This window comes from Kitasatospora sp. MMS16-BH015 (assembly GCF_002943525.1).
In the GTDB taxonomy this organism is placed as follows: Bacteria; Actinomycetota; Actinomycetes; order Streptomycetales; family Streptomycetaceae; genus Kitasatospora.
Window position 1 is genome coordinate 6772582 of sequence record NZ_CP025394.1, and the last position, 18082, is coordinate 6790663.

Below are 18082 nucleotides of genomic sequence, written 5' to 3' on the forward strand. Positions count from 1 at the left end.
GGACCGGCCGCCGGGGGTCAGCTGGCGTGCGGGATGATCAGCGGCCAGGGCGGGCCGGCATCGCGGCCGGCGGCGGCGCGCAGCGGGTTGAGGGTGTGCCGGCGCTGGTCGCGCGGGGTGCTGGCCGAGTCGGCCCGGACGGCCTTGCGGAACCAGCTGGCTGAAGTACGCGAGCTGGTGCGGGAGTTGGGCAGGACGAGCCCCAACAGGTGGTCGATGGCGGTGTCGGAGAGCGGTTCCAGCGTGATGGTGGTGGCGTGCCGCCGCCCGCCGCCCCAGCCGGGCCGGCGGCCGAGCAGCTCCGGGCCGGCCGCCGCGACCACCAACAGCGGGATCGGACCGGAGAGTTCGGCGAAGTTGTCGGCGAGGTCGAGCAGGGCGTCCTCGGCGTTGTGCAGGTCGTCGATCACGATGACCAGCGGTTCGGCGATGGCGATCTCGGTGATCAGTCGGCACCAGCCTTCGGAGGCGGTCGGGGCGCCTTCGGCCGGCTCGGCGTCCTGGGCGTCATAAGCGTTTTCGGCGGCCGCGGGGTCGAGCAGTCGGAGGAGGCAGGGCAGCAGCCAGGCGGATTCGGCCGGGCAGACCAGTCGGTCGAGCGCCTCGGCGAGCTTGGTCCGGGCCGCGTCCGGCGAGTCGGCCGGGGTGATCCCGCAGTACGCCTTGAGCGTCTCGGCCTGCGTGGCCGCGACGCTGCCGTCGCCGGTGGCCGGAGCGCGGCTGACCAGTACCCGGACCGGCGTGGACCGGTCGGCGACCAGCCGCTCGAACTCGGCCAGGAAGGTGGTCTTGCCGATCCCCCGGTCGCCCAGGACGGTCACCAGGTGCGGCATCGAGCGGAGCCTGGTGCGGTCCAGAACGCCGCGCAGCAGCTCGAGTTCGAGCTCGCGCTCGACGGTGGGCAGGCCCTCCTGCGGACGCGCCCCGCGCCGGGGGCCGTGGATCGGCCAACCGGCGCCCTCCGCGTCCTCGAAGGCCGGACCGTCCCCGTAGGCGACCAGGGCGGAGGTCGCCCGGTAGGTGGCGTCGCAGGCCAGCAGCTCGCCCTCCTCGGCCAGGTCGAGCAGCTGCTGACAGCGGTCGAGCAGGCTGCCGGTGATCGAGACGGGCACCGTCGGGTCCTCCCGGTGGTAGCGCAGCAGGGCGTCCCCGGTGGCCACGGCCGCGTGGAACTCCGGCTGCTGCCCGGCCGGGGCGGAGTGGGCCAGCAGCCCGGCGGCGGCCCGGAAGCCGTCCCGGATCGCCATCGCGGCGAACACCGCGTCCTCGGCGTGGCCCTCGCCCTGGCGGCCCTTGAAGAGCGCGAGCGAGACCGAGCCGATCGAGGCCGCGACCACCCCGCCGAAGTGCCGGATGTGCTCCTGGATCATCCCGGACATCTCGTCGAGCAGCTCGTCGATGTCCGAGGGCGCGTCCTGGTGCAGCTCGACGTCCAGGATTGTGCGCATGATCAGCACGCTGACCTGCTCCCGCTCCGCCGTCGCCGGCCGCGGCCCGGCCCCGCTCGGGGCGGATGGCGACGGTGCGCCGGAGGGCGATAGCGGGAGCGAGGGCGCAGCGGCGGAGGAAGGAGCGGCGGAGGGCGTCGGGGCCGGGGTGACGGGGCGCGGGGGCGCGGCCTCGGTGGTCGGGGCCGCCGGTCGAGCGGGCCGGCGGAGCTCGACCGGGGCCGGGGCGGGCTCGGCGGCCTCCAGGTTGAGCGCCGGGTCGTGGTTGAGGATGGCCTGCTGGAGCGCCTGCAGCTCCCGGCTCGGCTCCAGGCCGAGCTCCTCCACCAGGGCCGTGCGCAGCCGGCTGTAGGCGTTCAGCGCGTCGGCCTGGCGCCCGCAGCGGTACAGCGCGAGCACCAGCTGCCCGTACGAGCGCTCGCGCAGCGTCGCGGTGGTGGCCGTGGCCTCCAGCTCGGGAAGGATCTCGTGGTGCCGTCCGCAGGCCAGCTCGGCCTCGAAGCAGTCCTCCACGGCGTCGAGCCGGGCGTTCTGGATGGTCGTCAGCTCCGGCCAGCAGACGCCGGTCTCGACCAGGTCGGCCAGCGCGGTGCCGCGCCAGAGCGCGAGGGCGTCCCGGAGTAACCGGGCCGCCTGTGCCGGGTCTCCGGCCGTCAACTTCGCCCGGCCCTCCTCCACCCGGCGCTGGTACCGGTGGAGGTCGATCGCCTCCGGGTCGACCTGGAGCCGGTAGCCGGGAGCCTGGGTCAGCAGGGCCGCCCGGCCGGATCCGGCCGGTTCGGGCGCCTGCCGGGACGGCTCGGACGGTGCGGCCGAGAGCAGCTGGCGCAGGCCCCAGACCGCGTTCTGCAGGATCTTGCGGGCGGAGGCCGGGGCGTCGTCGACCGGCCAGAGGGCGTTGAGCAACTGGCTGGTGGGCACCACGCGGTTGGGCTGGAGCAGCAGGAAGCCGAGGGTGGCCCGCTGCTTGACCCCGCCCAGCGCGACGGGGCCGGAGGTTTCCAGAATCTCCAGCGGACCCAGAACACGGAACTGCACTGATTCCCCCTAAGTCGAATTTCCCGGGGTATGACGAGCGGGTGGCGCGACCAGTGGCTTCCGGCCAGTTGATTCGTCTACCCCCTCTGCACGATGCCACCCGACAGACCCCAAGGTAAGTACTGACTTTTTGGTAACCACCTGGGAGATCCCTGGGTGCGGCTTCTGAGCGGTGTCGATGGCCTGATCTCGTCCTCGACGGGCAGGATTCCGCCAATGACCGTACGGCCGGATTCCGATTGGGGGGAGGTGGGTGCCGAAGCGCGGGAACGGAAAAGGCAGCCAGGCCCGGGGCGGCGGGGGTCCGCTCCGGGCCTGGCTGCTGTTCGGGGGGTGGGTCAGCGTGTCACTCGGCGCCCTTCGGGTGGCGGATGCCCTGGGCCTTGCTGGCCTTGACCAGCTTGGCCAGGCCGACCTGGTCGAGGGCCACGGTGGAGACGGCGTTGCCGTACTGGCCCGCGTCCACCTGCTGGGCCGCCCCGGCGATGCCGGGCAGCGCGACGTGGGTGATCCAGGCTTCGGCGAAGGGAAGCAGTGCCGCCGCCGGGATCTTCTCCGAGCCGACCAGGGCGAAGCCGTGCAGGGCGTCGTAGTCGAGCAGGCAGGCCACCGCCACCGGGCTCGCCGCCGCCGCCTCGGCCACGCCCGCCGCCTCCACCGCGCCCTGTGCGACGAGCGCGTACGCCTTGCCGGCGGAGCGGTTCCAGACGGTGGTCGGGTGGCCGGCCGCGACGAATGCGGCCGCCAGGGCGGTGCCCATCAGGCCGAGGCCGAGGACGGTTACGGGAGTGCGGTGTTCATCCGCCATGACAGTAATTCCTGGGGTAGACATTGCATTCGGCATATCGGCGAGTTCGGGTCGAAACTAGTGGCCGTCCGGAGTCGCGGCAAGTACTTACCTACAAGTCCGTGCCACGTCGGCCGGCGGGGATCCACGAGTCCACCGCCGGGTAACCGTCGGCTAACCACCGGGAGGAGGCCGGCAGATTACCGCTTCGTGACCGGGGCCGGGAATGATTCCGAGCGGGACTTTCGCGCATCGAGAGAACGGGAGCACCACCACCATGACCGACGCCTACGACTTCGCCATTCCGGACGACCCCGACCTGCAGAACGAGCTGTTCATCCGGGTCTTCAACGAGGGTGACGGGGCCGCCTTCGACTCGATGTACGCGCCCGACGCGATCTCCAACATGTCCGGGGTGGCGCTCACCGGGGCGGAGCGGACCGCCTTCTTCAAGGAATTCCTGGCCACCGGGCCGAAGATCCGCTCGCGGGTCAAGCAGACCTACACCACGGGCGACACCTCGCTGCTCATCGTGGACTACACCCTGGACATCCCGGGCCCCGAGGGGGTCCACACCGTGCAGGGCACCTGCACCGACGTGCTGTTCCGGGACGCGAACGGCAAGTGGACGATGGCCGTGGACCGGCCGGTCCCGACGGCCTGACGGGTCGTCGGCGGCGGCGCCGGCTCCGGGTGATCTCGCCCGGGGCCGGCGCCGCCGCATTTCCCTGTCCGGCCGCCGGTGAATCCCCGTCATTTCGGCGGTCTTTCCGGTGGGGGGAACGGGCGATTACCGCGCCGTGACCCGGCATTTGAGGGGTGGTGTGCCGGGCGCCTTAGGGTCTGCCTTGACTGCGTTCTCCGGGGAGGGTGAATGGAACCTGTGGCCGAGTACGTGAGGGTGGGGAAATCCGCGCGCGAGGTCGCCGAGCGGTCGGGCGGCGGCGATCCGGTGGAACTCCGACGGGTGGCGACCAACGCCGAGATGCTGCTGGCGATCTTCTCGCGGACCTCCGTGATCCGCCGGGCCGGAAGGAGCACCGAAGCATGAGCACGATCGGCGCCGATCTGGGGTCCGGTGAGGTGCGCAGCCTTCCGGACGCGCTGCGGCTGCGCAGCAGACTGCAGCCCGAGCAGACCGCCTACGTCTTCCTGCGCAACGGCGAGGAGCCGGCGGCGAGCCTGACCTACGGTCAGCTGGACCTGGCCGCCCGGGTACGGGCGGGCTACCTGGTGGCGGCCGGGCTCGCCGGGGGCAGTGTGGTGCTGCTCTACCCGTCCGGGCTGGAGTTCGTCCGGAGCCTGCTGGGCTGCATGTACGCGGGCGTGGCCGGTGCCCCGGTGCAGGTGCCGCGCCGCCGACAGGGGCTGGCCCGGCTGCGCCGGGTGGCGGACGACGCCGGGACCACCACGGTGCTGACCACCACGGCCGTCAAGCGCGAGCTGGAGGAGAACTTCGCCGACGCGCCCGAGCTCGCGGGGCTGACCCTGGTGGACACCACGCTGCTGCCGGTCACCCTGGCGCACGGGTGGTGCTACGTCAGCCCGCCGGCCGAGGGGGTGGCGCTGCTCCAGTACACCTCCGGCTCCACCGGGGACCCGAAGGGCGTGGTGATCACGCACGCCAACTTCGCCGCCAACGCCGCCGAGACGGACGAGCTCTGGCCCTGCGGCGAGGACGCCCGGGTGGTCTCCTGGCTGCCGCTCTTCCACGACATGGGCCTGCTGTTCGGCGTGGTGCTGCCGCTCTGGGCCGGGGTGCCGTCCTACCTGATGGAGCCGGAGGCGTTCATCCGCCGCCCGGCCCGCTGGCTGGAGGCCGTCTCCCGGTTCCGGGGCACCCACGCGGCGGCGCCCAGCTTCGCCTACGAGCTGTGCGTCCGGGCCGCCCGGGAGGGCGGGGTCGGCGCCGAGCTGGACCTGAGCAGCTGGCGGGTGGCGGCGAACGGTGCCGAGCCGGTGCGCCGGCAGACCGTCCAGGCCTTCGCCGAGGCCTTCGCGCCGCTGGGTTTCGCGGCCCGCGCGATGTGCCCGGGGTACGGGCTGGCGGAGAACACCCTCAAGGTCACCGGCAGCCCGCAGACCCGCGAGCCCGGGGTGCTCTGGCTGGCCGCCGAGGGCCTGCGCGAGGGGCGGGCCGAGCCCGTGGGCGAGACCGCGCCCGGCGCGGTGCCGCTGGTCAGCAGCGGGGTGACGGTGCCCGGCACGGTGGTGCGGATCGTCGATCCGGAGAGCCGCGTGGCCCGGCCGGACGGCCGGGTGGGCGAGATCTGGGTGGACGGCCCGTGCGTGGGCGCCGGCTACCGGGGCCGTCCCGAGGAGAGCGAGCTGACCTTCCGGGCCCGGATCGCGGGCGAGGAGACCGGGCGGTACCTGCGCACCGGTGACCTGGGCCTGTTGCACGAGGGCGAGCTGTACGTCACCGGTCGGCTCAAGGACGTGATCATCCGCCAGGGCCGCAACTACTACCCGCAGGATGTGGAGCTCTCGGCCGAGGGCGCGGTGCCGGGCCTGCACCCCAACTGCGCGGCGGCCTTCTCGGTCGAAGCGGACGGAGCTGACGGAACGGACGGAGCTGGCGGGCGGGAGCGGCTGGTGGTGCTGGTCGAGGCGGACGGCCGGGTGCTGAAGCAGCCGGGTCTGCGTGAGCTGCGCAAGCGGGTGCGGGACGCGATCTGGGAGAACCAGCGGCTGGAGGCCGACGAGATCGTGGTGCTCCGGCGCGGGGCGCTCTCCCGCACCTCCAGCGGCAAGGTGCAGCGGCGGCTCTGCCGGTCCCGTTACACCGGCGGGGAGTTGGCGCAGGCGATCGTCTCCGGTGGGGAGGAGTGATGGCGGCCGCACCGGCCCCGGCCGCCTTACGCGCCGCGCCGGCCGGCCCGGCGGGCTCCCGGATCCTCGGTGTCGGCGCCTACCGGCCGGCCCGGATCGTCGGCAACGAGGAGATCTGCACCCGGATCGACTCCGACGACGCCTGGATCCGCCAGCGTTCGGGCATCGCCACCCGGCACTTCGCCGGGCCGGGCGAGACGGTGGTCACCATGGCGGTGGAGGCCGGGCTCAAGGCGCTGGCCCAGGCGGGGGTGGCCCCCGCCCAGGTCGACCTGGTGCTGCTCGCCTCGATGTCCCACCTCGGCCGCGCCTCGGCGGCGGCCCCGGAGGTGGCCCACCTGCTGGGCGCCGGCCGGGCGGCGGCCACCGACCTGAGCGCCGCCTGCGCGGGGTTCTGCTATGCGCTGGGGGTGGCCGACTCGATGATCCGGGCCGGCGCGGCCCGGCACGTGGTGGTGGTCGGGGCCGAGAGGATGACCGACATCGTCGACCCCTACGACCGGGACACCGCCTTCATCTTCGGTGACGGCGCCGGTGCGGTGGTGCTCGGCCCCGCCGCGGTACCGGGCGTCGGGCCGGTGGTCTGGGGCACCGAGGGCGACCGGCATGGGCTGATCGCCCGCGACCGGTCCTGGCCGGAGGCCCGGGAGCGCCCCGACCCCTGGCCCACCCTGCGGATGGACGGCCCCCAGGTGTTCCGCTGGGCCATCGCCAAGGTGCCCGAGATCGGCGGCGCGGCGCTGGCCGCCGCCGGAGTCACCGCGGCCGATCTGGCCGCGTTCGTGCCGCACCAGGCCAACCTGAGGATCGTGGACACCTCGGCCCGCAGGCTCGGCCTGCCCGGGCACACCGCGGTGGCCCGCGACATCGTCCGCTCCGGCAACACCTCGGCCGCCTCCGTCCCGCTGGCCCTGGACGACCTGCTGGCCCGGGGTGAACTCCTTAGCGGCGGCCTGGCGTTGCTGGTGGGCTTCGGCGCCGGGCTGGCCTACGCCGCCCAGGTGGTGGCGCTGCCATGACCGTAACGAGCACAGCCAAGGGAGACACCATGCCTGGACACGGAGCCGGCACCACGGCCGAGCGGATCGCGGAGCTGACCCGTCGGCGGGCCGAATCCCGCGCGCCGGTGGACGAGGGAGCCGTCCGACGCCAGCACGAGAAGGGCAAGTTGACCGCTCGCGAGCGGATCGACGCGCTGCTCGACCCGGGCTCCTTCGTCGAGTTCGACGCGCTGGCCAGGCACCGCTGCCACAACCTCGGGATGGAGCGCCAACGGCCGCTCGGGGACGGCGTGGTGACCGGCTACGGCACCGTAGACGGCCGCCAGGTCTGCCTGTTCGCCCAGGACTTCACCGTCTTCGGCGGCAGTCTGGGCGAGGTGTACGGCGAGAAGATCATCAAGGTGATGGACTTCGCCACCCGCACCGGTACCCCGATCATCGGCATCAACGACTCCGGCGGCGCCCGGATCCAGGAGGGCGTGGTCTCGCTCGCCCTCTACGCCGAGCTGGTCAAGCGGCACGTGGAGGCCTCCGGGGTCGTCCCGCAGATCTCGCTGATGACCGGCCCGTGCGCCGGCGGGGCGGTCTACGCCCCCGCGATCACCGACTTCGTGGTGATGGTGGACGGCATCTCGCACATGTTCGTCACCGGCCCGGACGTGCTGCGCACCGTGACCGGCCAGGAGGTGGACCGCGAGGAGCTGGGCGGCGCGCTCAGCCACAACACCGTCTCCGGCAACGCGCACTACCTGGCCGCCGACGAGAAGGACGCCTTCGAGTACGTCCGCCTCCTGCTGGGCTACCTGCCCGCCAACAACATGGAGGACCCGCCGGTCTACCGCAGCGAGGCACCGGCCGGGCTGACCGAGAGCGACCTCGCCCTGGACACCCTCATCCCGGACGACCGCAACCGCCCGTACGACATGCTGCGGGTGCTGCACAGCGTGCTCGACGACGGCGAACTGCTCGAAGTGCAGCCGATGTTCGCGCGCAACATGATCTGCGGGTTCGGCCGGGTGGACGGGCGCAGCGTCGGCGTGGTGGCCAACCAGCCGATGCACCTGGCCGGGGTGATCGACATCGACGCGAGCGAGAAGGCGGCCCGGTTCATCCGGATGTGCGACGCCTTCCACGTGCCGGTGCTGACCTTCGTGGACGTGCCGGGCTTCATGCCCGGCCTCGACCAGGAGCAGGGCGGCATCATTCGGCGCGGCGCGAAGATGATCTACGCCTACGCGGAGGCCACCGTGCCGATGGTCACCGTGATCACCCGCAAGGCGTACGGTGGCGGCTACGGCGTGATGGGCTCCAAGCACCTGGGGATCGACGTCAACCTCGCCTGGCCGACGGCCGAGATCGCCGTGATGGGCGGCGACAGCGCGGTCAGCGTCCTGCACCGCAAGGCCCTGCGGGAGGCCGAGGACCCGGAGGCGGAGCGGGAGCGGCTGCGCACCGAGTACGAGCGGGCGCTCTGCAACCCCTACCTGGCGGCCGAGCGCGGCTACGTGGACGCGGTGATCCTGCCGCAGGAGACCCGCGCCCAGGTGGCCGGTGCGCTGCGGCTGCTCCGGGACAAGCGCAAGACCCGGCTGCCCCGCAAGCACGGGAACATCCCGCTGTGACGGCGCCGGGGGAGGGGGAGGTGGGTCTGCGAGTCACCCGCGGGTGCCCGACGGATGCCGAACTCGCGGCCGTGGTCGTCGCGTTGGCCGTGGTCGCGGGTGGTCAGGGCGCGGCCGGCCGAGGTGCGGCGGCCGGGGGCGGCGGAGTGCCGCGCTCGGACCGGAGCGAGCGGCTGCGGCGGGCGCCGGAGCTGCGCGGCCCGGGGGCCTGGCGCGCGAGCGGCTGGCGCTGAGCGTACGACGGTGCCCGGCCTGCCCCCTCGGGGACGGGCCGGGCACCGTCGTGTCGGTCAGGCGGGTTGGAGTGCGGTGCGGATCACCTTGGCGAGCTGCTCCACCGCGCCGTCGAGGTAGAAGTGGCCACCGCCGAACACCTCCAACTCGGCTGGAGCCGAGGTGAGTTCGAGCCAGCCGGCGGCGGCCTCGACCGGCACCACCGGGTCGGCGTCGCCGACCAGGGCGGTGAGCGGGCAGGGCAGCGGCGGCTGCGGCGTCCAGCGGTAGCCGCTGAGGGCCAGGTAGTCGGCACGCAGCACGGGCAGCACCAGGGCGAGCAGCTCCGGGTCATCGAACACGGCACCGCTGGTGCCGCCCAACAGGCGGATCCGGTCCAGCAGTTCGGTGTCGCCGCGGACCAGGTCGGCCGGGCCCGGACCGAGCGAGGGCGCGCTCCGGCCGGAGACGAAGAGCCGCACCGGGCCGGCCGCGGGGGCCTTCGCCGGTGGGGCCGTGAGCAGGCGGGCCGTCTCGTAGGCGACCAGCGCGCCCATGCTGTGGCCGAACAGGGCGTACGGCCGGGCGGGGGCGCGGCGCAGTTCGGCCGCGACCGCCTCGGCCATCCCGGTGAGGAGGGTGGCGGGCGGTTCGAGACGGCGGTCCTGGCGGCCCGGGTACTGGACGGCCAGCAGCTCGACCTCGGGGGCGAGCGCGCGGGCCAGCGGGACGAACGCGCTGGCCGCGCCGCCGGCATGCGGGAAGCAGATCAACCGGGGCACGTCCGGCAGTGGCGCGGCCAGCCTGCGGAGCCAGCCCCGGCCGTCGGCGGGTGGGGTGGTCATCGCGGCCCCTCAGCCCTGGAACAGCCGGTGCTCGTCCTGCCGGGCGAGCACCGCGCACAGGTCGCGCAGCGCCGTCTCCAACTGGTCGATCTCGGCCTGGGAGAGGTGGACGGAGGGCTCGAAGCGCAGCGTGTTCACGGCGCTCGCGGTCGGGAAGGTGCGGATCCGGTGCGCCCGCAGCAGGAAGCCGGAGAGCACGTAGCCGAAGACGCCGGACTGCGCGGCCTCCCGGATCCCGGCAGCGGTGGCGGCGGACTGGTCGCGGAACTCCAGCCCGATCATCAGGCCCCGCCCCCGGACGTCCGTGACCACCTCGGGGAACTCCCGGCGGAGCGCCTCGAACAGGGCCAGCAGCCGCTCGCCGCTGCGCTCCGCCAGCCGGTACGCGGCGCCGCCGTCGGCCTCCAGGAGCTCCAGCACCCGGAGCGCCAGCGCCGAGGAGAAGGTGTCCTTGGCGAAGGTCGAGCTGTGCAGCAGCTCGAACTCCTTGCGGTACCGGCCGGCCCGGATCAGGGTGGCGGAGGTCTTGGCGATGCCGCCGCCGAGGCCCTTGGCCAGGGTGATGTAGTCGGCTCGCAGGCCGAGGTGCGAGGCGGCGAAGAAGGCGCCGGTGCGGCCGAGGCCGCTCTGGATCTCGTCCACCACGATCGGGCAGTCGATCTCCGCGCAGACCTGCTCGATCTCTCGGGCGAACTCCTCGCTCACCGGCCGGATCCCGCCCTCGCCCTGGATCACCTCCAGCACGAAGGCGCAGAACAGCGGGAACTCGTGCTCGACCACCCGCACCGTGCCGTCCGCCACCGCCAGGCTCCGCGCGCTGACCCGCTCGGCCTCGACGATCTTGGCGAGTGCGCCGGGCTCGTTCAGCGGCACGAACCTGGCCGGGGCGGCCATCGCCGCGAAGGGTGTCCGGAAGGCGGCGTTGTAGGTCAGCTGGACGCTGGCCACCAGCTTGCCGTGGAAGGAGCCCTCCGGGGTCAGGAAGAGCGGCGCTCGGCCCGCCAACTCGGCGTTGTGCGCTGTCACTTCGGCGAGCAGCCGGTCGAACTCGGCCGGGTCGCCGGCCTGTCCGGCCGCCACCGCCGCGCGGGCCCGTTCGGTCTCGGCCTCGACAGTCTGGAACAGGGCCTGGACCCGGAGCACCCGGTCGAGCTCGGCGTGCTTGACCGCCACCTCCACCGACTCCGCGCCGCTGTTCGCGAAGACGGTGAAGTACGGCTCCGCCCCGGGGAATTCGCGCTGCAGGATGGTGTTCAGCGCGGCGCCCACCCGGCTCGCGTAGGGGTGCAGCGAGGCCTGGGCCAGGATCGGGGTGCCGTCCGCCAGCAACTGCTGCGCGGTGGCCACCAGCTCGGGGTGGTTGTGGCCGAGCACCAGCGCGCCGTAGCCGCCGGCGTAGTCGACCACCGGGATCTCCCGGCCGTCCCGGTCCCGGTACCAGAGGGTGTTGCCCTCGGCGCGGACGTACTCGACGTCGATCCCGAGCTGGGTCAGGAAACCGAGCATGTGCGGCTCCACCAGGTCGAGTTCGGGTGCGTCGGCTGCGGTCATGTCGGCCCTCCGGTGCTTGGTGGTGACGGTCGGGCCCGACCATATGCGCGGCCCGCCCCCCTCGCGGTCACGGGCCGGTAAGCGGGCGCCGCGTCCCTCGGGGCGGATCTCCGGTTACCTGGGGGTGACCACGGGTGACAGCTGCCCCGGTAGCGTCGCAGGTCATTGACCATGAATCAGTCTGATGGAGCGTCACATTTACTCCCGGAAGGATGACATGTCCGACATCAGTCGCTCCTCCCGGCTGGTCGACCTCGACCAGCCGACGGCCGCCGCCTCGCTGCGCGAGGTGATGGCGCGGTTCGCCACCGGGGTGGTCGTGCTCACGGTCGGCGGGGAGTCCGTCCACGGCATGACCGCCACCGCGTTCAGCTCGGTCTCCTTGGAGCCGCCGATGGTGCTCTGCTGCGTGGCCCACAGTGCGGTGATGCACCAGGCGGTCCGGTCCGCCGGGCACTTCGCGGTCTCCCTGCTCGGTGTCGACCAGGAGCCGCAGGCCCGGTACTTCGCCGACAAGCAACGCACCCTGGGCCCGGCCCAGTTCGCCACCGTCCGCACCACCGCCGGCGCCCGCACCGGCGCGCCGCTGCTGGACGGCGCGCTCGGCTGGCTGGAGTGCGAGCTGGTCGACTCGCACCTGGCCGGTGACCACACGATCTTCGTCGGCAGCGTGCTCGACTCCCGGCGCGGCCCCGCCCGGGAGGCCCTCCTCCACTACGAGGGCACCTTCCGGCCCGGAGCCCGGGAGGCGTCGGTGTAGCCGCCGGGCTCCCGAGACACGACCGCCGCCGGTCGGCCCGCTGCCACGGGCCGACCGGCGGCGGTCGTTCGGTACGGGCTCAGAGCAGGACCGGCAGCTCGCGGTGGCCGTTGGAGATGAAGGACTCCAGCCGGTCGAGCCGCTCGGCGGGGTGGGCGAGCCGGAGCCCGGGGAAGCGGTCGAACAGGGCCGAGACGGCGACGGTGGCCTCCAGCCGGGCCAGCGGCGCGCCGAGGCAGAAGTGCACGCCGTGACCGAAGGCCAGGTGGTCGCGGCGGGTGGCGCGGGTGAGGTCGAAGCGGTCGGCGCTCTCCCCGTGCACCTGAGGGTCGCGACCGGCGCCGCCGAAGGAGACCAGGATCGGGTCGCCCTTCGCGATCGTCACGTCATCCAGTGCGATGTCCTCGACGGCGAAGCGCAGCGGCATGCTGGCGACCGGCGACTCGTACCGAAGGCTCTCCTCCACCGCGTCCTCCCAGGTCGCGGCGGAGCTCCGGATCAGCCCGAGCTGCTCGGGGTGGGCGAGCAGGGCGGTGACGGTGTGGTCGATCAGGTTGACCGTGGTCTCGTGCCCGGCCGAGTACATCAGGAACACGGTGTCGATCAGCTCGCGCTCGGTCAGCCCGGAGCCGTCCTCGTCCCGGACCGCGACCAGATCGCTGGTCAGGTCCTCGCCGGGCCGCGCCCGCTTGCTCGCGATGAACTCGGCCGCGAAGGTGTACAGCGCGATCCCGTTGGCCTGCGCCTCCTCCTCCGAGAGCGAGGTCTGGAAGATCGCGTGCATCATCCGGAGCAGCTCCGGGCGGGACTCCTCGGGGATCCCGAGCAGCTCCGAGATCACCTGCACGGGCAGCGGGTAGGCGAATTCCGCTCGCAGGTCCACGGGGCCGTCGGCCGCGGTGCCGGCCAGCCGGTCCAGCAGCTCGCCGACGATCGCCTCGATCCTGGGCCGCAGCGCGGCCGTCCGGCGGGCGGTGAAGGCCCGGGCCACCAGCTTGCGCAGCCGGCTGTGCTCGGCTCCGTACGCCGTGATCATGTTCCGGTCCTGGACCCAGATGGCCAACGACCAGGACTTGGCCAGCTCGCCCTCGCCGTTCTCCCAGGCCGGCCAGTGCCGGTAGGAGTCCCGGGAGACCCGGTCGTCCGTCAGCAGCCGTTTGATCAGCTCCTGGTCGGTGACCGACCAGGCCCGTACCCCGCCGGGCAGCTCGACCAGGGTGGCCGGCCCCCTGGCGCGGAGCCGGGCGGCCTCCCCGTGGACGTCGCGCCCGGCCGGGTCGAGGACGTACGGGCAGGTTTCTTGCCTCATCGGGTGTCTCCCCTGGTGGGATCGGGAACTTATCGACCGACCATAGGAGGGCTTCGTCACTGGGTGTTCACGGGCCGGTCTTTCCACTCCACTGACCTCGGGGTAAGTACGAACCTCATGGTGCGTACTTGATCCACTCGGAAAGCTGGGGAATCCTGACGGCACAGCAGGAGAGTCCTTTGCATGAGGGCATGTCGCGCCTTCGGGCGGCCAGAGGGGATTTCATGAGCAAGTACGCGGGCAAGAAGGCCGTAATCATCGGTGGGACGATCGGAATGGGCCTCGCCACGGCCCAGGCCCTGGTGGACGGCGGCGCCGAGGTGCTGCTCACCGGTCGGAACGAGAAGAACCTGGACGCGGCACGGAACGAGCTCGGTCCGTCCGCGCACGTGGTGCGTTCCGACACCGCCGACCTGGGCGACATCGAGGCCCTCGGCGGCGTGGTCGAGGAGAAGTTCGGCGACTTCGACTTCCTCTTCGTCAACGCCGGCTACGCCCAGCTCGGCCCGTTCGGCCAGGTCACCGAGGAGTTCTTCGACCAGACCTTCAACGTCAACACCAAGGGCGCGTTCTTCACCGCGCAGCGGCTCGCCCCGCTGCTCAAGGACGGCGGCTCGATCGTCTTCACCACCTCGATCGCCAACGACTCGGGCAACCCGGGCATGGGCGTCTACTCGGCCTCCAAGGCCGCCGTCCGCTCGCTGACCAAGGTGATCGCGGCCGAGCTGCTGCCGCGGAACATCCGGGTCAACGCGGTGAGCCCGGGCTTCATCCACACCCCGACCGCCGGCATCACCGGTGCCTCGGCCGAGATGCTCGCCGCCTTCGAGGCGATCGGCGACCAGCTGACCCCGATGCGCCGGCACGGCTCCTCCGAGGAGGTCGCCCAGGCGGTGCTGTTCCTGGCCTTCGACGCCACCTTCACCACCGGTGAGGAGCTGAACGTGGACGGCGGCCTCGGCCAGCGGATCACCCGGCCGCAGCCGCCGCAGCAGTAGTCGCGGCCGTGTGACCGAACGCGGTGCTGCCCCCGGACTCCGTCGTCCGGGGGCAGCACCGCGTTCGGCCGCCGTTCCGTCCGAGTGGTGCGCTCCCATTCCCCGCCCATTCCCCGGTCATCGGCCGGTCATCGGTGTCGGACATTCCGCCGGATTCGCTGATGACCGGTGCGTGACTGACTCCTGGGCCGGTTCGGCGGAGCTTCCGGTACGTTGTGCCGAAAGTTCCGCGAACCGATGAATCGAGAGGGCGGACCATGACCTCGCAAACCGAATTCGAGAGCCTGCTGGATTCCGTCAGGGAAATCGTTCCGACGCTCCGCAAGAATGGCCTCGAAGCGGAGGAGCAGCGCTGGATACCGGACGAGAACATTGCTCTCCTGGAGAAGGCCGGCGTCCTGCGGATGGCCACCCCGCGCCGCTTCGGCGGGCTCGACCTGCCGGTCGCGCAGCAGGCGGCGGTGCTGGCCGAACTCGCCCGGGGCTGCGCCTCGACGAGCTGGGTGGCGAGCGTCTGGGTGTCGAGCGCCTGGATGGCGACCCTCTACCCGGAGCAGCTCCAGCAGGAGATCTTCACCTCGCCCTCGATCCGGATCTCCGGCGGCTTCACCCCGAGCGGGGTGCTCACCCCGGTCGAGGGCGGGTACGTGCTCAACGGCAGCTGGAAGTTCAACTCCGGCTGCCGGGGCGCGGACTGGAACATCGCCACCGCCGTGGTGGAGCGGCCGGACGGCGGCTACGACGAGGCCGTCGCGATGGTGCCGATGTCGGACTTCTCGATCGAGGACGACTGGCACACCTCCTCGGTGGCCGCCACCGGCAGCTGCACCTCCTCGGCGGCGGACGTGTTCGTGCCCGCCCACCGGGTGGTGATCTCGGCTGAGATGCTGGCCGAGCCGCCGGAGGGGTACGTCCCGCCGGCACCGACCGGCCGCGAGTACGGGCTCTTCAGCTACATCATCGCCCAGGGCGCGGCGTCCCTGGTGGGCATCGCGCGCGGCGCCCACGACCTCTTCCTGGAGCGGCTGCCCGGCCGCGGCATCACGTACACCTCCTGGACCGACCAGGCGCAGCACCCGCTGACCCAGATCCAGGTGGCCACCGCGGCGAGCAAGATCGCGGCGGCGGAGGCACTGCTCGCCGGCCTCTACCGGACGATCCAGGAACGTGCCGACGCCGGTGAGCAGTTGACGCTGGAGGAGCGCGCCACCGTGCGCGGCCACGCGGCCTACGCGGTGGAGCTGGCCAAGGAGGCGACCACGGCCCTCTACGAGGCCAGCGGCGCCACGGCCATCCAGCGGGCGGTGCCGATCCAGCGCTTCCACCGCGACCTCCAGGGGCTGGCGCTGCACGGCATGATCCTGCTCCAGCCGAGCCTGGAGGTGTACGGGCGGGTGCTGCTCGGCCTCGACCCCGACACCCCGCTGCTCTGACCGCAGGCCGGCCCGGACCGGCGCCCGAACGGCCTCGTAGGCCCCCGTGGCCGCCCGTAGCCCTTGACCCCCGTAGCCATCGATCCCGTAGTCCCGGCATACCCCCGGTGCCGTGGCACCAGCCCTAAGGAAGAGAAGAGTGAACGAGAACAGAGTTCCGGTCGTCCCGGGAGCCCGGCGCGCGCTGTCGCGCCGCAACCTGCTCAAGGCGACCGGCCTCGCCTCGCTGGTCAGCACGGCCGGCGTGGGGGTGGCGAGCGCGGACACCACCGGCACGGACTCCACGTCCAGCTGGTACGACGCGATCGTGGTCGGCGCCGGCTTCGCGGGCGTCACCGCCGCACGGGCCCTGCGGAAGCAGGGGCTGCGGGTGGTGGTGCTGGAGGCACGCGGCCGGATAGGTGGCCGGACCTGGACCGACACCTTCCTCGGTCAGCAGATCGAGTACGGCGGGCAGTGGGTCGGCTCCGCCCAGTCGCTGGTGATGGCCGAGCTCCAGCGCTACAACCTGGGCACGGTCTCCGGGAGCATGCCGGACCGGATGCTGCTGCCGGGCCCGGGCGGGCCGGCCCAGGTCGGGATCGCCGACGCCGACGCCAAGATGAGCCAGCTCATGGAGCAGCTCTTCGCGGGGGCCAAGGACTACCTGCCCCGCCCGTCCGACCCGCTGTACCGCCGGGACCTGCTGACCCCGATCGACAAGCTCTCCCTCCGGGACCGGCTGAATCAGCTCAACCTCTCGGCCCAGGACGAGAGTTGGCTCAGCGGTCTGACCGCCGGCCAGTCCGGTGGATCGAGTGCGATCGGCGGCCTGGCCGCGCTGGCGCACTGGTGGGCGCTCGCGGGCTGGAGCAACGACGGGTGGGAGGCGGCCACCGCCTACCGCCCCGGCACCGGCATGGGCGGCCTGATCACGGCCATGCTCAACGACGCGGCCGTCGACCTGCGGCTCAACTCGCCGGTCGCCGCGATCGACGACAACGGCTCGCGAGTCCAGGTCACCACCAAGTCCGGCCGCCGCTACTCGGCGCCGGTCGCGGTGGTGGCGGTGCCCGTCAACCTCTGGCAGACCATCCGGTTCACCCCGGGCCTGCCCGCCGCCCACACCGCGGCGACCACCCAGGGCGTCGGCGTACCCAACGCCAGGAAGCTCTGGCTGTACGTCTCCGGGGTCACCGACCGGGTGGTGGCCCGGGGCGCGGAGGGGGACGTGATCACGACCCTGATCTCCCAGGGGCAGGTGGCGGGCGGCCAGCTCATGGTGGCCTTCAACGGCCTGCCGGCCCTGGACCTCACCAGCTCGACGGCGATAGAGAGCGCCGTGCGCCACTACCTGCCCTCGGCCCGGCTGCTCGACTACCGGGCGCAGGACTGGGGCAACGACCCCTACTCCCTGGGGGGTTGGGCGCTCGGCAAGCCGGGGCAGCTCACCTCGCTCTACCCGGCTATCCAGCAGCCCCAGGGCCGGCTCTCGTTCGCCACCGGTGACATCGCCAGTGGGTGGAACGGTTTCGTGGACGGTGCGATCGAGTCCGGCCTGACGGCCGCGGACCAGGCGATGCAGAGCTGGTCCCGGGTGGGTGCGGTGCGCCTGTCCTGAACCGACGGGACGGCCCTGGGCGGGGTGGCGCCACCCCGCTCAGGGCCGTCCCGTCGAACCGAAAGACCGTGGCTCTCGGGAGTCACGGCCTTTTGACGATCCGTCAGACGGTTTGTCAGGCGGCTTCGGTGCCGAAGGGGTTGTCGATGGCGAACCGCCACTTGCCGTCCTCGCCCCGGCGCAGCACGTCCAGGCCGGTGCCCTGGAGGTGCTCCGGGCCCTCCGGGGTGGTCACGTCGATCTGCCAATCGACCACCAGGAGCGCGGTGTTGCCGGTCACGTGCTTCTCACGCAGCTCGGCGGTCATGGTCGGCCGCATCGAGAGGAACTCCGCGAGGGCCTCCTTGCGGGCCTGGCCGGTGAGCGGCTGGCCCGGCTGCCAGACCGAGATGGCGTCCTCGGTGTACATCCGGTTCACGGCCTCCACGTCACCGGAGTTGAAGGCCTGGACGTAGAGCCTGCCGTGCTCCTCGGCATCGCCGGCGAGCTCGAAGTTCTCAGCGGTGTTGGTCATGTCGGAATTGCTCCCACTCTCTTCGCGGTCGAACCGGGACGTGCAGCGAAGCTATCCGGGGTCGCCTCACTCGGCGCTCATCCCGGGGGCACGGCACGCCCACCGACCAGCCCCTACCGGTGGGTTACCCG

The 18082-nt window shown here is 72.5% G+C and carries 16 protein-coding genes and 1 pseudogene; 10 read left to right on the top strand and 7 right to left on the bottom strand.

What is annotated here, in order from left to right:
- Positions 1 to 17: 17 nt before the first annotated feature.
- From CFP65_RS29000 to CFP65_RS41305, 3 genes and pseudogenes are all read right to left on the bottom strand, one after another.
- Positions 18 to 2486 (bottom strand): BTAD domain-containing putative transcriptional regulator, encoded by a 2469-nt coding sequence (locus CFP65_RS29000; protein WP_104818954.1) that lies wholly within the window; start codon positions 2484 to 2486, stop codon positions 18 to 20.
- 346 nt (positions 2487 to 2832) lie between these two features.
- Complete coding sequence (locus tag CFP65_RS42620; protein ID WP_371682553.1) at positions 2833 to 3087, bottom strand: hypothetical protein; 255 nt, start codon at positions 3085 to 3087, stop codon at positions 2833 to 2835.
- Positions 3064 to 3318: pseudogene (locus CFP65_RS41305) on the bottom strand (NAD(P)-binding domain-containing protein); the annotation flags it as partial. The pseudogene CFP65_RS41305 and the gene CFP65_RS42620, both read right to left, overlap by 24 nt.
- Before the next feature lie 232 nt (positions 3319 to 3550).
- Here CFP65_RS41305 and CFP65_RS29010 point away from each other — a divergent pair.
- From CFP65_RS29010 to CFP65_RS29030, 6 genes are all read left to right on the top strand, one after another.
- Positions 3551 to 3937 carry a nuclear transport factor 2 family protein gene (locus CFP65_RS29010; RefSeq protein WP_104818956.1) on the top strand — a complete coding sequence of 129 codons (387 nt, stop codon included), beginning with the start codon at positions 3551 to 3553 and terminating at the stop codon, positions 3935 to 3937.
- Between the two features lie 210 nt (positions 3938 to 4147).
- On the top strand, positions 4148 to 4324 hold the full coding sequence (locus tag CFP65_RS39275; protein ID WP_217368195.1) for a hypothetical protein: 177 nt from the start codon (positions 4148 to 4150) through the stop codon (positions 4322 to 4324).
- Entirely contained in the window at positions 4321 to 6105 is a 1785-nt protein-coding gene (locus tag CFP65_RS29015) for a fatty acyl-AMP ligase (protein WP_104818957.1), read from the top strand. The genes CFP65_RS39275 and CFP65_RS29015 overlap by 4 nt, the downstream gene beginning before the upstream one ends.
- Positions 6105 to 7124, top strand: coding sequence for a beta-ketoacyl-ACP synthase III (locus tag CFP65_RS29020; RefSeq protein WP_104818958.1), 1020 nt, complete (start codon positions 6105 to 6107; stop codon positions 7122 to 7124). Before CFP65_RS29015 ends, CFP65_RS29020 begins: the two co-directional genes overlap by 1 nt.
- A gap of 29 nt (positions 7125 to 7153) precedes the next feature.
- Complete coding sequence (locus CFP65_RS29025; protein WP_104818959.1) at positions 7154 to 8728, top strand: acyl-CoA carboxylase subunit beta; 1575 nt, start codon at positions 7154 to 7156, stop codon at positions 8726 to 8728.
- Between the two features lie 20 nt (positions 8729 to 8748).
- Complete coding sequence (locus tag CFP65_RS29030; RefSeq protein WP_158702408.1) at positions 8749 to 8961, top strand: acyl-CoA carboxylase epsilon subunit; 213 nt, start codon at positions 8749 to 8751, stop codon at positions 8959 to 8961.
- Between the two features lie 57 nt (positions 8962 to 9018).
- Here CFP65_RS29030 and CFP65_RS29035 read toward each other — a convergent pair whose 3' ends face one another.
- Positions 9019 to 9786: a thioesterase II family protein gene (locus tag CFP65_RS29035; protein WP_104818961.1), complete on the bottom strand. Its 768-nt coding sequence runs from the start codon at positions 9784 to 9786 to the stop codon at positions 9019 to 9021.
- A gap of 9 nt (positions 9787 to 9795) precedes the next feature.
- The gene (locus CFP65_RS29040; protein ID WP_104818962.1) at positions 9796 to 11337 is read right to left on the bottom strand and encodes an aspartate aminotransferase family protein; all 1542 of its coding nucleotides are present in this window, start codon (positions 11335 to 11337) and stop codon (positions 9796 to 9798) included.
- A 217-nt stretch (positions 11338 to 11554) separates the two neighbouring features.
- Between CFP65_RS29040 and CFP65_RS29045 the strand changes: the two genes are divergently transcribed.
- Complete coding sequence (locus CFP65_RS29045; RefSeq protein WP_104818963.1) at positions 11555 to 12097, top strand: flavin reductase family protein; 543 nt, start codon at positions 11555 to 11557, stop codon at positions 12095 to 12097.
- 79 nt (positions 12098 to 12176) lie between these two features.
- Here CFP65_RS29045 and CFP65_RS29050 read toward each other — a convergent pair whose 3' ends face one another.
- Positions 12177 to 13406, bottom strand: coding sequence for a cytochrome P450 (locus CFP65_RS29050; protein ID WP_104818964.1), 1230 nt, complete (start codon positions 13404 to 13406; stop codon positions 12177 to 12179).
- 224 nt (positions 13407 to 13630) lie between these two features.
- Between CFP65_RS29050 and CFP65_RS29055 the strand changes: the two genes are divergently transcribed.
- The 3 genes from CFP65_RS29055 (at position 13631) to CFP65_RS29065 (ending at position 17437) form a co-directional block, all read left to right on the top strand.
- Positions 13631 to 14404, top strand: a complete 774-nt coding sequence (locus CFP65_RS29055; RefSeq protein ID WP_104818965.1) for an SDR family oxidoreductase — start codon at positions 13631 to 13633, stop codon at positions 14402 to 14404.
- Between the two features lie 257 nt (positions 14405 to 14661).
- A complete protein-coding gene (locus CFP65_RS29060) occupies positions 14662 to 15837 on the top strand; it encodes an acyl-CoA dehydrogenase family protein (RefSeq protein ID WP_104818966.1) in 1176 nt (391 codons plus the stop codon).
- A gap of 139 nt (positions 15838 to 15976) precedes the next feature.
- On the top strand, positions 15977 to 17437 hold the full coding sequence (locus tag CFP65_RS29065; protein WP_254552626.1) for an FAD-dependent oxidoreductase: 1461 nt from the start codon (positions 15977 to 15979) through the stop codon (positions 17435 to 17437).
- 115 nt (positions 17438 to 17552) lie between these two features.
- Here CFP65_RS29065 and CFP65_RS29070 read toward each other — a convergent pair whose 3' ends face one another.
- Positions 17553 to 17951 carry an SgcJ/EcaC family oxidoreductase gene (locus CFP65_RS29070; protein WP_104818967.1) on the bottom strand — a complete coding sequence of 133 codons (399 nt, stop codon included), beginning with the start codon at positions 17949 to 17951 and terminating at the stop codon, positions 17553 to 17555.
- Positions 17952 to 18082: the final 131 nt, after the last annotated feature.